This window comes from Serratia nevei (genome assembly GCF_024160145.1).
GTDB lineage: Bacteria > Pseudomonadota > Gammaproteobacteria > Enterobacterales > Enterobacteriaceae > Serratia > Serratia nevei_A.
Map to the genome: position 1 here is coordinate 52,971 of NZ_JAMYWQ010000009.1, position 13,046 is coordinate 66,016.

The 13,046-nt window shown below is 59.8% G+C and carries 11 protein-coding genes; 1 reads left to right on the forward strand and 10 read right to left on the reverse strand.

Annotation, left to right across the window (positions count from 1 at the left end; all coding sequences use genetic code 11):
- Positions 1-91 precede the first annotated feature (91 nt).
- The 6 genes from odhB to sdhC form a co-directional block, all read right to left on the reverse strand.
- Complete coding sequence (gene odhB / locus M6G53_RS08930) at positions 92-1,309, reverse strand: 2-oxoglutarate dehydrogenase complex dihydrolipoyllysine-residue succinyltransferase (protein WP_033637469.1); 1,218 nt, start codon at positions 1,307-1,309, stop codon at positions 92-94.
- A 64-nt stretch (positions 1,310-1,373) separates the two neighbouring features.
- The gene (gene sucA, locus M6G53_RS08935; protein WP_004939884.1) at positions 1,374-4,181 is read right to left on the reverse strand and encodes a 2-oxoglutarate dehydrogenase E1 component; all 2,808 of its coding nucleotides are present in this window, start codon (positions 4,179-4,181) and stop codon (positions 1,374-1,376) included.
- A gap of 275 nt (positions 4,182-4,456) precedes the next feature.
- Positions 4,457-5,173, reverse strand: coding sequence for a succinate dehydrogenase iron-sulfur subunit (locus M6G53_RS08940; protein WP_015376975.1), 717 nt, complete (start codon positions 5,171-5,173; stop codon positions 4,457-4,459).
- A 16-nt stretch (positions 5,174-5,189) separates the two neighbouring features.
- Positions 5,190-6,956 carry a succinate dehydrogenase flavoprotein subunit gene (gene sdhA / locus M6G53_RS08945; RefSeq protein WP_015376974.1) on the reverse strand — a complete coding sequence of 589 codons (1,767 nt, stop codon included), beginning with the start codon at positions 6,954-6,956 and terminating at the stop codon, positions 5,190-5,192.
- Positions 6,957-7,304 carry a succinate dehydrogenase membrane anchor subunit gene (sdhD, locus tag M6G53_RS08950; protein WP_253330608.1) on the reverse strand — a complete coding sequence of 116 codons (348 nt, stop codon included), beginning with the start codon at positions 7,302-7,304 and terminating at the stop codon, positions 6,957-6,959.
- Positions 7,298-7,687 carry a succinate dehydrogenase cytochrome b556 subunit gene (sdhC, locus tag M6G53_RS08955; protein ID WP_004939893.1) on the reverse strand — a complete coding sequence of 130 codons (390 nt, stop codon included), beginning with the start codon at positions 7,685-7,687 and terminating at the stop codon, positions 7,298-7,300. Before sdhC ends, sdhD begins: the two co-directional genes overlap by 7 nt.
- Positions 7,688-8,417: 730 nt before the next feature.
- Between sdhC and M6G53_RS08960 the strand changes: the two genes are divergently transcribed.
- Positions 8,418-9,710, forward strand: a complete 1,293-nt coding sequence (locus M6G53_RS08960; RefSeq protein WP_004939895.1) for a citrate synthase — start codon at positions 8,418-8,420, stop codon at positions 9,708-9,710.
- 57 nt (positions 9,711-9,767) lie between these two features.
- Here the strand turns inward: M6G53_RS08960 and nei are convergent, their stop codons facing one another.
- From nei to M6G53_RS08980, 4 genes are read right to left on the reverse strand one after another with little or no spacing between them, the layout of a single operon-like run.
- Positions 9,768-10,559 carry an endonuclease VIII gene (gene nei, locus M6G53_RS08965; protein WP_069100738.1) on the reverse strand — a complete coding sequence of 264 codons (792 nt, stop codon included), beginning with the start codon at positions 10,557-10,559 and terminating at the stop codon, positions 9,768-9,770.
- 54 nt (positions 10,560-10,613) lie between these two features.
- On the reverse strand, positions 10,614-11,258 hold the full coding sequence (pcp, locus tag M6G53_RS08970) for a pyroglutamyl-peptidase I (protein WP_253330610.1): 645 nt from the start codon (positions 11,256-11,258) through the stop codon (positions 10,614-10,616).
- A gap of 8 nt (positions 11,259-11,266) precedes the next feature.
- Positions 11,267-12,286, reverse strand: a complete 1,020-nt coding sequence (locus M6G53_RS08975; protein ID WP_253330612.1) for a DUF979 domain-containing protein — start codon at positions 12,284-12,286, stop codon at positions 11,267-11,269.
- Positions 12,283-13,014 (reverse strand): DUF969 domain-containing protein, encoded by a 732-nt coding sequence (locus M6G53_RS08980; RefSeq protein WP_253330614.1) that lies wholly within the window; start codon positions 13,012-13,014, stop codon positions 12,283-12,285. The genes M6G53_RS08975 and M6G53_RS08980 overlap by 4 nt, the downstream gene beginning before the upstream one ends.
- Positions 13,015-13,046: the final 32 nt, after the last annotated feature.

Here is a 13,046-nt window from a genome sequence, read left to right on the forward strand (position 1 = left end):
TAGCCGGACCATTATTACGCGGCAAACCGCATGGTTTTCCGGCCACATAGCACAGAGTGCGGGCGCGGCATGCCGCGCCCGGCAAGGGTTACTAGACGTCCAGCAGCAGACGAGCCGGATCTTCCAGCATCTCTTTGACCGTCACCAGATAACCGACGGATTCTTTACCGTCGATCAGGCGGTGGTCATAAGACAGCGCCAGATACATCATCGGCTGGATCACCACCTGACCATTGACCGCCATTGGGCGATCTTTGATGGCGTGCATGCCCAGGATGGCGCTCTGCGGCGGGTTGATGATCGGGGTGGACATCAGGGAGCCGAATACGCCGCCGTTGGTAATGGTGAAGTTACCGCCGGTCAGCTCTTCCACGGTCAGTTTGCCGTCGCGGCCCTTAACGGCCAGCTCTTTGATTTTCTTCTCGATGTCAGCCATGCTCATGGCGTCTACATCGCGCAGTACCGGCGTCACCAGGCCACGCGGGGTAGAAACCGCGATGCTGATGTCGAAGTAGTTGTGGTAAACCACGTCGGAACCGTCGATCGACGCATTCACTTCCGGGAAGCGCTTCAGCGCTTCAACCACTGCCTTGATGTAGAAGGACATGAAGCCCAGACGCACGCCGTGGCGCTTCTCGAAGGCTTCGCCGTACTGCTTGCGCAGGTCCATGATCGGCTGCATGTTGATTTCGTTGAAGGTGGTCAGCATCGCGGTGCTGTTCTTCGCTTCCAGCAGACGCTCGGCGACGCGTTTGCGCAGGCGGGTCATCGGCACGCGTTTTTCGCTGCGGCCGGCCAGAGCAGGCTGCGGTGCGGCTTCAGCGGCGGCGGCCGGTTTGGCAGCGGCGCCGCCTTTGGCCAGGTGCGCTTCCACGTCTTCACGCGTGATGCGGCCACCCACGCCGGTGCCTTTGATAGCGCCGGCATCGAGATCGTGTTCGGCAATCAGGCGGCGAATCGCCGGGCTGAGCGCGTCATTGCTTTCTTCTTCCAGGCTCGCGGTAGCGCGCTGCGCAGGCGTGGCTTCTTTCTCCTGGCTCTTCTCAGCGGTCGGCTTGCCGGAGCTGTCGCCCGGACGGATGCGGCCGAGCAGCTGGCGAGACAGCACGGTCGCGCCCTCTTCCTCCACGATGGCATCGAGAATGCCCGCTTCACTGGCCGGTACTTCCAACACGACTTTGTCGGTTTCGATTTCAACCAGAACTTCATCACGCTGCACGCTGTCGCCCGGTTTTTTGTGCCAGGTGGCTACGGTCGCATCGGCAACCGATTCAGGAAGGTCAGGAACCAGAATATCTACGCTACTCATTTAGCTTTCCCTTAAGTTTTTTATCATCTGCTTGCCGGCCCCTCGGCCGGCAAGCGAGCGAACATTAGTCAATATTCAGCGCGTCGTTCACCAGAGCCTGCTGCTGCTTCTGGTGTACGGACATATAGCCCACCGCCGGAGAAGCGGAGGCCGGACGTCCTGCGTAACGTAAAGAAGCCCCAAACGGCACCACTTCACGGAAGTTGTGTTGGCTGCAGTACCAGGCGCCCTGGTTCAGCGGCTCTTCCTGACACCAGACGAAATCATGCACGTGCGAGTATTGCTCCAGCACGGCCTGCACGGCCTGATGCGGGAACGGATACAGCTGCTCGATACGCACGATGGCCACGTCTTTCTGCTCGTTCTTGCGACGCTGTTCCAGCAGGTCGTAGTAGACCTTGCCGGAGCACAGCACGACGCGCTTGACCGCTTTCGGATCCAAGTCGTCGATCTCGCCGATCGCCGGCAGGAAGGTGCCGTTGGCCAGTTCGTCCAGCGAAGAAATTGCCAGCGGGTGACGCAGCAGCGACTTCGGCGACATCACCACCAGCGGGCGGCGCATACCGCGCAGCGCCTGACGACGCAGCATATGGTAAACCTGCGCCGGCGTGGACGGGACGCACACCTGCATGTTCTGCTCTGCGCACAGCTGCAGATAGCGTTCCAGACGCGCGGAAGAGTGCTCTGGGCCCTGGCCTTCATAGCCGTGCGGCAGCAGCATCACCAGGCCGCACATACGGCCCCATTTTTGCTCGCCGGAGCTGATGAACTGGTCGATAACGACCTGCGCGCCGTTGGCGAAGTCGCCGAACTGCGCTTCCCAGATGGTCAGCGTGCGCGGTTCCGCCGTCGCGTAGCCGTATTCGAACGCCAGCACCGCTTCTTCGGACAGCACGGAGTCCCAGACCTTGAATTCGCCCTGGCCGCTGTGGATGTTCGCCAGCGGGACGTAGACCGAACCGTTTTTCTGGTTGTGCACCACCGCGTGACGGTGGAAGAAGGTACCGCGGCCGGCGTCTTCGCCGGAGATGCGGATTGGAATGCCTTCATCCGCCATGGTGGCGTAGGCCAGCGTTTCGGCGGCGCCCCAGTCGAACGGCTTGTTGCCCGCCGCCATCTCGGCGCGATCCGCGTAGATTTTCGCCACGCGCGACTGCATTTCGATCGCTTCCGGCACGGTGCTGATGCGGCGGCCCAGTTCCTGCAGGCGCTTCATCTCAACCTTGCTCGGGTACTCTTCGTCCCACTCGTGGTTCAGGTACGGTGACCAGGTGAAGGAGTGCAGGTTCATCGGACGCCATTCTTCAACCACGCAATCGCCGCGGTCGAGCGCGTCGCGGTACAGGTTGACCATTTCCGTGGCATCTTCCAGGCTGGCCACTTTCTGCTCGGTCAGAACGTCAGCGTAGATTTTGCGCGGCGTAGGGTGTTTCTTGATCTTCTGATACATCACCGGCTGGGTGGCGCTCGGCTCGTCGGCCTCGTTGTGCCCATGGCGACGGTAGCAGACCAGATCGATCATTACGTCACGCTTAAAGGTGTTACGGAAATCCAACGCCAGGCGGGTGACGAAGGCCACGGCCTCCGGATCGTCCGCGTTAACGTGGAAGATCGGCGACTGAACCATTTTGGCGATGTCGGTGCAGTATTCGGTAGAGCGCGCATCCAGCGGGTTGGAGGTGGTGAAACCAACCTGGTTGTTGATGACGATACGCACGGTGCCGCCCACTTCGTAACCGCGAGCCTGAGACATGTTCAGGGTTTCCTGAACCACGCCCTGGCCGGTGATGGCGGCGTCGCCGTGGATGGTGATCGGCAGCACCATGTTGCTGCGCGCTTCGTCCAGACGATCGCGACGGGCGCGAACCGAGCCCATGACCACCGGGCTGACGATCTCCAGGTGCGACGGGTTGAACGCCAGCGCCAGGTGAACCATGCCGCCTTCGGTTTCCACGTCGGAGGAGAAGCCCTGGTGATATTTCACGTCACCGGTGCCGAGGTGTTCTTTATGCTTGCCGGCGAATTCGTCGAACAGATCGGCCGGCTTTTTGCCCAGCACGTTGATCAGCACGTTCAGACGGCCGCGGTGGGCCATGCCCAACACCACTTCGCGCGTGCCGTTCTTACCGGCGTGGCGCACCATCTCTTTCAGCATCGGCACCAGCGCGTCGCCGCCTTCCAGCGAGAAGCGTTTAGCGCCCGGGAATTTGGCGCCCAGGTAACGTTCCAGGCCTTCCGCCGCGGTCAGCTCGTTCAGGAAACGGCGTTTTTCGTCGGCGGTAAAGCTGGCGCGCCCCACCACCGACTCGATGCGCTGTTGGATCCAGCGTTTCTCTTCGGTGTTGGTGATGTGCATGTACTCAGCACCGATCGACCCGCAATAGGTCTGCTTCAGCGCGGCGTACAGATCGCCCAGCTTCATGGTTTCTTTGCCGATGGCGAAAGAGCCCACGTTGAAGGTTTCCTGGAAATCGGCTTCGGTCAGGTTGTGGTAAGCGGGATCAAGGTCAGGAACTTGCTCGCGCTGCCACAGGCCGAGCGGATCGAGGTTGGCATGCTGATGCCCGCGGAAGCGGAAGGCGTTGATCAGCTGCAGTACCTTGACCTGTTTGGCGTCGGTTTCCGGATCGGTGATGGTGGTGTTATAGCGCGCGGAGTCTTTCGCCAGGCGGCGGAAGTAATCGCGCGTTTGAGAGTGAAGCTGATCGGGTTTGACACCCGCGGTTGGTAGCTGTTGAAAAATGGAACGCCAGCTATCTTCAACGGAACCCGGATCGGTTAAGAAGTCTTCATAGAGCTGCTCTATGTAAGACTGGTTCGCGCCCGCCAGATAGGAGGAATCCAGCCAGGCCTTCATTGCGCCGTTCTGCATCATGATCCCTTAAGCTTTGAAGCTTTAGTTTTCGCCGTGGTTAACATAATTACCGTGATGAATACGGTTTGCCGTAAAACGGTTCACTCGACGTACTTGCGGCCATGACGGCCCGATACGTTCTGTTATGGACCTTGCGGTCCCTTACAAGGAACCTCTAAAAACCGGCGGAAGAACCCGGCTGCATAGCGCCGCAGCCGCGGGTCAGTTTTTAGAGGTTCCCTCCCCTATGGGATGTGCGCCGGAAAAGAGCCCGGCGCAGCATCTCATTCCGTTTATGCGCCGCGTTGCAGCAGCATGGACTTGATATGCCCGATAGCACGCGTCGGGTTCAAGCCTTTAGGACATACACTGACACAATTCATAATGCTATGGCAGCGGAAAACACTAAAAGCGTCGTCCAGATCATCTAAACGTTCTTGCGTTTCCGTGTCACGGCTGTCGATCAGGAAGCGATACGCCGCCAACAGACCGGCAGGCCCGATGAACTTGTCCGGGTTCCACCAGAACGATGGGCAAGAGGTCGAGCAGCAGGCGCACAGAATGCACTCGTACAGACCGTCCAACTTGGCGCGCTGCTCCGGCGACTGCAGGTGCTCGCGCGCCGGCGGGTTCTTGCCGTCGTTCAGCAGGTATGGCTTGATCTTTTCATACTGGGTGTAGAACTGGCCCATATCCACCACCAGATCGCGCACCACCGGCAGGCCCGGCAGCGGACGGATCACGATCTTGCCGTTGCCTTTGCGCAGCGACGAAACCGGGGTGATGCACGCCAGGCCGTTTTTACCGTTCATGTTCAGGCCGTCGGAACCGCACACGCCTTCGCGGCATGAGCGACGGAACGACAGGGTCGGGTCTTTTTCTTTCAGCTGGATCAACGCATCCAGCAGCATCATGTCGCGACCTTCTTCCGCTTCCAGGGTGTAGTCCTGCATGTGCGGCGCGTCATCGACATCCGGGTTGTAGCGATAAATGGAAAATTCGAGTTTCATCTGTCGATCTCCGCAATTAGTAAGAACGCACTTTCGGCGGGAATGCCGGGCGCAGCTTCGGTTGCATGTTCACTTCACGACGCGTCATGCTTTCCGATTGCGGCAGATACAGCGAGTGGCACAGCCAGTTGGCGTCATCGCGTTCCGGGTAGTCGAAGCGGCTGTGTGCGCCACGGCTCTCGGTACGGAAGTTGGCCGACACGGCGGTGGAATACGCGGTCTCCATCAGGTTATCCAACTCCAGGCATTCGATGCGCTGGGTGTTGAACTCGCTGGAGGTATCATCCAGGCGTGCGTTCTTCAGACGTTCACGGATCACTTTCAGTTCTTCCAGGCCCTTGGCCATCGCATCGCCTTCGCGGAATACCGAGAAGTTGTGCTGCATGCAAGACTGCAACGCCTTGCGAATTTCGACCGGGTCTTCGCCGGAACGGGTGTTGTTCCAACGGTTCAGACGATCCAGCGAAGCTTCCACGTCGGAGTCGCTGGCGTCGCGGCTCACGCCCTGCTCTTCCAGCGATTCCTGCAGGTGCATGCCGGCGGAACGGCCGAACACCACCAGGTCGAGCAGCGAGTTGCCGCCCAAGCGGTTGGCGCCGTGCACCGATACGCAGGCAATTTCGCCCACGGCGAACAACCCCGGGATCACCACGTCTTCGCCTTTCTCGTTCACGGTCAATGCCTGGCCGGTCACTTTGGTCGGAATGCCGCCCATCATATAGTGACAGGTTGGGATAACCGGGATCGGCTCTTTCACCGGATCGACGTGCGCGAAGGTGCGGGACAGCTCCAGAATGCCCGGCAGACGGGATTCCAGCACCTCTTTACCCAGGTGATCCAGCTTCAGCTTGGCGTGCGGGCCCCAAGGACCGTCGCAGCCGCGGCCTTCGCGGATTTCGATCATGATCGAACGGGCAACCACGTCGCGGCCCGCCAGATCTTTGGCGTTCGGCGCATAACGCTCCATGAAGCGTTCGCCGTGTTTGTTCAGCAGGTAACCGCCTTCGCCGCGGCAGCCTTCGGTCACCAGCACGCCCGCGCCGGCGATGCCGGTCGGGTGGAACTGCCACATTTCCATGTCCTGCACCGGCACGCCGGCGCGCAGCGCCATGCCGACACCGTCGCCGGTGTTGATGTGGGCGTTGGTGGTGGACTGGTAAATACGGCCCGCGCCGCCGGTCGCCAACACGGTGGCCTTGGCTTTGAAGTAAACCACTTCACCGGTTTCGATGCAGATAGCCGTGGTGCCGACCACCGCGCCGTCCTGGTTTTTCACCAGATCGAGCGCATACCACTCGGAGAAGATGGTGGTGTGGTTTTTCAGGTTCTGTTGGTACAGGGTGTGCAGCAGCGCATGGCCGGTACGGTCGGCTGCGGCTGCGGTACGCGCCGCCTGCTCGCCGCCGAAGTTCAGCGACTGGCCGCCGAACGGGCGCTGATAGATGCGGCCGTCGTCCAGACGAGAGAACGGCAGGCCCATGTGTTCCAGTTCCAGAATCGCTTCCGGGCCGGTTTTACACATATATTCGATGGCGTCCTGGTCACCGATATAGTCGGAACCTTTCACCGTGTCGTACATATGCCATTCCCAGTTGTCCTCGTGGCTGTTGCCCAGCGCGACGGTGATGCCGCCCTGTGCGGACACGGTATGGGAACGGGTCGGGAAAACTTTGGACAGCAGGGCACAGGTCGAGCCCGCTTGGGAAATTTGCAGCGCGGCACGCATGCCCGCACCGCCGGCGCCGATTACGACGGCATCAAACTCTCTGACTGGCAGTTTCATTTAAGCACCCCACACTACGATTGTTCCGTACAGTAAATAGACCAGCAACGCGACCACGACAGCCAGCTGCAACACCAGGCGAACCGCCAGCGGCTTGATGTAGTCCGTCAGCACCTGCCACAGCCCGATCCAGGCGTGCACCAGAATCGACAGCAAGGTCAGCAGAGTGAACACTTTCGTAATGGAAGTGGCGAAGAAACCGCGCCAGATGTCATAAGTGAGTTCCGGAGCCGTGACGAAGAAGCCCAGGATATACAGGACGTACAGGGTGATGATGATAGCGGAAGCGCGCAGCAGCAGCCAATCGTGCACGCCGTTGCGCCCTAATGCAGAAACGTTGTTTACCATACGAGGACTCCAGCCAGAACTGACAGCACGACGGTCAGACCGATCGCCACCTGGGCGGAACGGGTACCGGCGGCCAAACTCTCTTCGATGTAGCCAAAATCCATTAACAAGTGACGGATGCCACCGCAAATGTGATAGGCCAGCGCCGTAAGGATGCCCCAGAATATGAATTTGACGATGAAGCTATTCATGATGGCGGCCGCCTGCAGGAACCCCTCTTGGGAAGAGAGTGACAGGCCCAGCAGCCAGAGGAGGATACCCACGGCAACGAAGGTAATTACGCCAGAGACTCGGTGTAAGATAGACGCTATCGCAGTTACGGGGAACCGGATCGTTTGCAGATCCAAGTTGACAGGTCGTTGTTTTTTCACGTATTTGCCCACACAGCTCTTATTATTTTCCTTCCTCCGGGCCTGGGCGGGGATCAGACAGCGTTAAGAGCCTAAAACCCTTACACGTCACGCGCTCAAACATCAACATCCTCTGTGCTCAAACGGCGCGCATTTATAACGCTGGGTGCTCCTACTTCAGGGTAATCCGGAGACCTGGCGGCAGTATAGGAGGATCACATTCTGATTACAATTCTCATACAACCGCTTTGATAACATTTCCCCCGAACAGTGATTCAGATCACGGATTTCACAATTAGTGCAAAATTAATTATCTGATTTGACAAGAGATCAACATTTCCATTACATATAGGGGCACAAACGGTCCTATGATGCGCTATGGGTCAGCAGATACACTTCCCCCCGGGTTCGAGTTATGCAACAGTGTATTTGACGAACCTATCCCAATAGCCGTTGTTTCCCGCTCGATTTTGCCGGCGTCAACAAGCAAATAAAGCAAATAAAAACAGATTATTGGGATAGGTTCACATCTCTTCGAACAGCTCATAGGTAAGATTAACAGACTATAACGAATTACTATGAATCGTTAACAACTGGTCACCCGTCTCGTTCGCCTGGTCAGCACTCTGTACCCTACCCGCGCACAGTTGCGCAGTCGCTCACAGAGTTAGCGTCCGCACCATTTTTTTGCGGGCAACCTGCAGAGACTTAAGGTATTTCAGTTGTTAGTGGTTTTTAAAATAAGGCGCTAAGGAGACAGTAAATGACTGATAAGAAAGCGACGCTAACCATTAACGACAGCGAAGCTCCGATCGAACTGGGCGTATTGACACCGACACTGGGCCCCGATGTCCTCGATGTCCGCGCTCTGGGTTCCAAAGGTTATTTCACATTTGATCCCGGCTTTACCTCCACCGCTTCTTGCGAATCCAAGATTACCTTCATCGACGGCGACAAAGGCGTGCTGCTGCACCGCGGCTTCCCTATCGAGCAGCTGGCGAAAGAATCTTCCTACCTGGAAGTGTGCTACATCCTGCTGTACGGCGAGACCCCAACGCCGGAAGAGTTCGAGACCTTCAAAACCACCGTCACCCGTCACACCATGATCCACGACCAGATCACCCATCTGTTCCGTGGTTTCCGTCGCGACTCGCACCCGATGGCGGTGCTGTGCGGCGTGACCGGCGCGCTGGCGGCGTTCTACCACGATGCACTGGACGTCAACAACGAGCGTCACCGCGAAATCACCGCGTTCCGCCTGCTGTCCAAAATGCCGACCGTGGCCGCGATGTGCTACAAATATTCCCTGGGCCAGCCGTTCGTTTACCCGCGCAACGATCTGTCCTACGCCGGCAACTTCCTGCACATGATGTTCGCTACCCCGTGCGAAGAGTACGTGGTGAACCCGGTGCTGGAACGCGCCATGGATCGCATCCTGATCCTGCACGCCGACCATGAGCAAAACGCCTCTACCTCTACCGTGCGCACCGCTGGCTCTTCCGGTGCCAACCCGTTCGCCTGCATCGCGGCCGGCATCGCCTCCCTGTGGGGGCCGGCACACGGCGGCGCCAACGAAGCGGCGCTGAAAATGCTGGAAGAGATCAAGACCGTTGAGCACATTCCGGAATTCATCAAGCGCGCCAAGGACAAGAACGATTCCTTCCGCCTGATGGGCTTCGGCCACCGCGTGTACAAGAACTACGATCCGCGCGCCACCGTGATGCGCGAGACCTGTCACGAAGTGCTGAAAGAGCTGAACAAGAAGGACGACAACCTGCTGCAGGTGGCGATGGAGCTGGAACACATCGCGCTGAACGACCCGTACTTCATCGAGAAGAAACTGTACCCGAACGTCGACTTCTACTCCGGCATTATCCTGAAGGCGATGGGCATTCCTTCTTCCATGTTCACCGTGATCTTTGCCATCGCGCGCACCATCGGCTGGATCGCCCACTGGAACGAAATGCACGACGAAGGCATCAAAATTGCCCGTCCGCGTCAGCTGTATACCGGCTATGCCGAGCGTGATTTCAAATCCCAGCTGAAAACCAAGTAAGCCGCTTTCCCGGCTGAAACCGCACAGCGCCGCCCCTTCGGGCGGCGTTTTTTTTGGCTATTTCTGGCAGCCCGGGCACCAATAAAACGGCCGCGACGACAGTTCGGTACGCACGATCATCCCACCGCAGCGTTCGCAGGGCTCGCCGCTGCGATGAAATACCTTGAAGCGAAACAGCGCGCCGTGATGCCGGTTGTCATCCGCCTGCCCGCGCGTCTGGTAGGAAAGGCGCGGCACTGCCAGCAATGCCTCCGCCAGATGGCGCAGCGCCTCTGGCGTCAGATCCTGCGGTTTGTGCTGCGGCGCCAGTTCGGCCTGCCACAGGATTTCGGCGCGCAGATAGTTACCCAATCCGGCGAGAAACGCCTGGTCGAGCAGCATGCCGCCCAGCTGCCGGCGGCGAAAACGCGGCGTCAGCAACCGCTCCGCCACGTCGTCTACCGTCAGCGACATGTCCAGCACGTCGGGGCCGATGCGTTGCAAAAACGGGTGTTGCTCTATTTCCTCGCGCGGCCCGACGGTAATGTCGGAAGCGCTGTAAAGCAATATCGCGCTGCGGGCGGTTTCCAGCCGCACCCGCAGATCGCGCTTGGTCTCCGGCGTCTCCCCGGCCGCCGCCACTTTCCACACGCCGTACAGCTGGTTGTGGCTGTACATCGTCAGCCCATTGGAGAAATGGGTCAGCAGCGCCTTGCCGCGCGGCTCGATGGCGACGATGCGCTCGCCGAGCAGACGCTGGCGATAGTGTTTCAACTGGGGAAACGCGAAATCGACGGCGGTCAGCGGCTGATCGATCACCGCCGCCGCCAGTTTGTCCGCCGCCCGGCGAATCTCCGGTCCTTCCGGCATAGACCACTCCTTGCAGTACCCCGGCGCAGCCCGATGCGCCGGGGATTCTCATGATTAATGCGTCGCGCCGCCCACCACCTTCAGATCGTGCTCTACCTGCAAGGCGATGGAAACGGCCAGTTCCAATGCAAACAGCACCGTCGAGGCCGCCATGCTCGGCGCGCCGGGGTGCGCCGCCGCCTGCTCCGGCAGGTACGGGATATGAATAAACCCGCCCTTCACCGCACGCTGGCCGTTCAAACGGTGCAGCAGGCCATACATGACATGGTTGCACACATAGGTGCCGGCGGTCTGCGAAACGGAGGCCGGAATGCCGGCCTCACGCATCGAACTGACCATCGCTTTAATCGGCAAGGTGCTGAAATAGGCCGCCGGGCCGCCGGCGACGATCGGCTCGTCCACCGGTTGCTGCCCCTGATTGTCGGGGATACGCGCGTCGTCGACGTTGATCGCCACCCGTTCAATCGTGATGTCGGTGCGGCCGCCGGCCTGGCCGATAGCCAGCACCATCACCGGCTGCACCTCGTCGATCGCCGCATTGAGCGCGTCCAGCGCCGCGCCGAACACGCACGGCAGCTGGCGCGCCACGATGCGCGTGCCGACCAGCTCCATATCATTGAGCTGCTTCACCACCTCCCAGGAGGGGTTAAGGCGCTCGCCGCCAAACGGCTCGAAGCCGGTAATCAATACTTTTTGCATCCTTACTCCTACAGGAACATCAGGAAATACAGCAGGAACACGTTAACCAACAGCAGCAGCGCGCCGGTCGGCACCTGCGCCTTGATCACCGCATTCTTGTCCGGCAGCTCCAGCAGCGCCGCTGGCACGATGTTGAAGTTCGCCGCCATCGGCGTCATCAGAGTACCGCAATAGCCGGAGAACATGCCGATCGCCGCCATCACCGCCGGGTTGCCGCCGTGCTGCAACACCAGGATCGGAATGCCGATGCCGGCGGTAACGATCGGGAACGCGGCGAAGGCGTTGCCCATCACCATGGTCAGCACCGCCATACCGATAGCGTAGACTGCTACGGCAATAAAGCGGTTATCGACCGCCAGATACTCCTGGGTCAAATGCGAGATCGCGGTGCCGACGCCGGCGACGGTAAACAGCAGCCCCAGCGTGGCGAGGATCTGCGGCAGAATGAACGCCCAACCGATCGAATCCAGCAAGCGCCGCGCTTCCAGCACCGGCTGCAGCGCCTTCTCGTGGGTCATTTTCACCGCGATCGCCAGGCCAATCAGGCAGCCGACGGTCATCGAGAACAGAGTGATCAGCGTCGCGTGGTTGCCGCTGCCGAACACCGCGCTTTGCAGCGCCGGCACGTTGTTGAACAGCAGCACGCCGATCACCGTGACCACCGGGATCGCCAATGCGGGGATAAACAGCTTGTTGCCCAGGCGCCTGGCGCTGGCCTCGCGCTCCTGCGGCGTCCGCTGATGATAACTGCCGAGGCGCACGCCGCCGAAGCCGGCAATCAGGGCCATTACCACCACCACCGCGCCAACGATGATGTGCAGCACGCGTTTTTCGTTGCTGCCCTCGCCCAGCACGTCGCCCAGCAGGCGGTAAGTCCAGTCGCCGACCAGGAACACCAGGCCGTACAGCCCCCAAAACAGCCCGGTGGTGATGCGGCGCGGGTTGGCCCGATCGCGCAATGACATCACCGCCACAATCAGCAGCACCGCGCCGGCCAGCCAGTAGAGGTATTGTTGCTGGAAGTTCATCGTGCTTCCCCCTTCGCCTGCAGCGCCGCCAGATTCAGCTGCGCCAGCTCGGCGCTCAGCCGTTTATCCATCCGATACAGCCGAAACGCGTGGATCAGGAAAGCGAAAATGGCGGTCGGAATGCCCCACAGCGCGATATGCAGCGGTTCGGTCTGAATGCCGCCGGACTCCAGCATAAAGTTGTGCATGAAGATGATCGCACCGAAGGCCACGAAGATATCCTCGCCGAAGAACAGCCCGACGTTGTCGGTGGCGGCCGACATGGCGCGCAGACGGTGGCGCGTGCGCTCCGGCAGCTCGCCATAGCGGTTTTCCGTCGCCCCTTCCGCCATCGGCGCCAGCAGCGGCCGCACCATCTGCGGATGGCCGCCCAGGCTGGTCAGCCCCATGGCGGCGGTCACTTCGCGCACGAACAGATACACGATCAGCAGACGACCGGCAGTGGCGCTTTTAATCTTGGCGATCCACGCCTGCGCCCGCTCTTTCAACCCGTGACGCTCCAGCAGGCCGATCACCGCCAGCGGCAGCAGCAGGATCAGCGGCAGGTTACGGGTGTTGAGAAAGCCCTCGCCGAGCTTTTCCAGAATGACGTCCAGCGGCATCAGCGCCGCCAAACCGGTGATGATGCCGGCGGCGATCACCACCAGCACCGGGTTGAAACGCAATACAAATCCGGCCACGATGGCGGCGATGCCAATCAGTGGCCAGAGATTCACGGCCTGTTCCATAGTCTTCCCTCGATATTTTCTAATAGTTTTTT

Excerpts from the sequence above, each read along its gene's own strand:
- sdhA (WP_015376974.1), bottom strand. The coding sequence starts at position 6,956 with ATGAAACTGCCAGTCAGAGAGTTTGATGCCGTCGTAATCGGCGCCGGC.
- M6G53_RS08940 (WP_015376975.1), bottom strand. The coding sequence starts at position 5,173 with ATGAAACTCGAATTTTCCATTTATCGCTACAACCCGGATGTCGATGAC.
- sucA (WP_004939884.1), bottom strand. The coding sequence starts at position 4,181 with ATGCAGAACGGCGCAATGAAGGCCTGGCTGGATTCCTCCTATCTGGCG.
- M6G53_RS08980 (WP_253330614.1), bottom strand. The coding sequence starts at position 13,014 with ATGGAACAGGCCGTGAATCTCTGGCCACTGATTGGCATCGCCGCCATC.
- nei (WP_069100738.1), bottom strand. The coding sequence starts at position 10,559 with ATGCCGGAAGGACCGGAGATTCGCCGGGCGGCGGACAAACTGGCGGCG.
- odhB (WP_033637469.1), bottom strand. The coding sequence starts at position 1,309 with ATGAGTAGCGTAGATATTCTGGTTCCTGACCTTCCTGAATCGGTTGCC.
- sdhD (WP_253330608.1), bottom strand. The coding sequence starts at position 7,304 with ATGGTAAACAACGTTTCTGCATTAGGGCGCAACGGCGTGCACGATTGG.
- M6G53_RS08960 (WP_004939895.1), top strand. The coding sequence starts at position 8,418 with ATGACTGATAAGAAAGCGACGCTAACCATTAACGACAGCGAAGCTCCG.
- M6G53_RS08975 (WP_253330612.1), bottom strand. The coding sequence starts at position 12,286 with ATGAACTTCCAGCAACAATACCTCTACTGGCTGGCCGGCGCGGTGCTG.
- pcp (WP_253330610.1), bottom strand. The coding sequence starts at position 11,258 with ATGCAAAAAGTATTGATTACCGGCTTCGAGCCGTTTGGCGGCGAGCGC.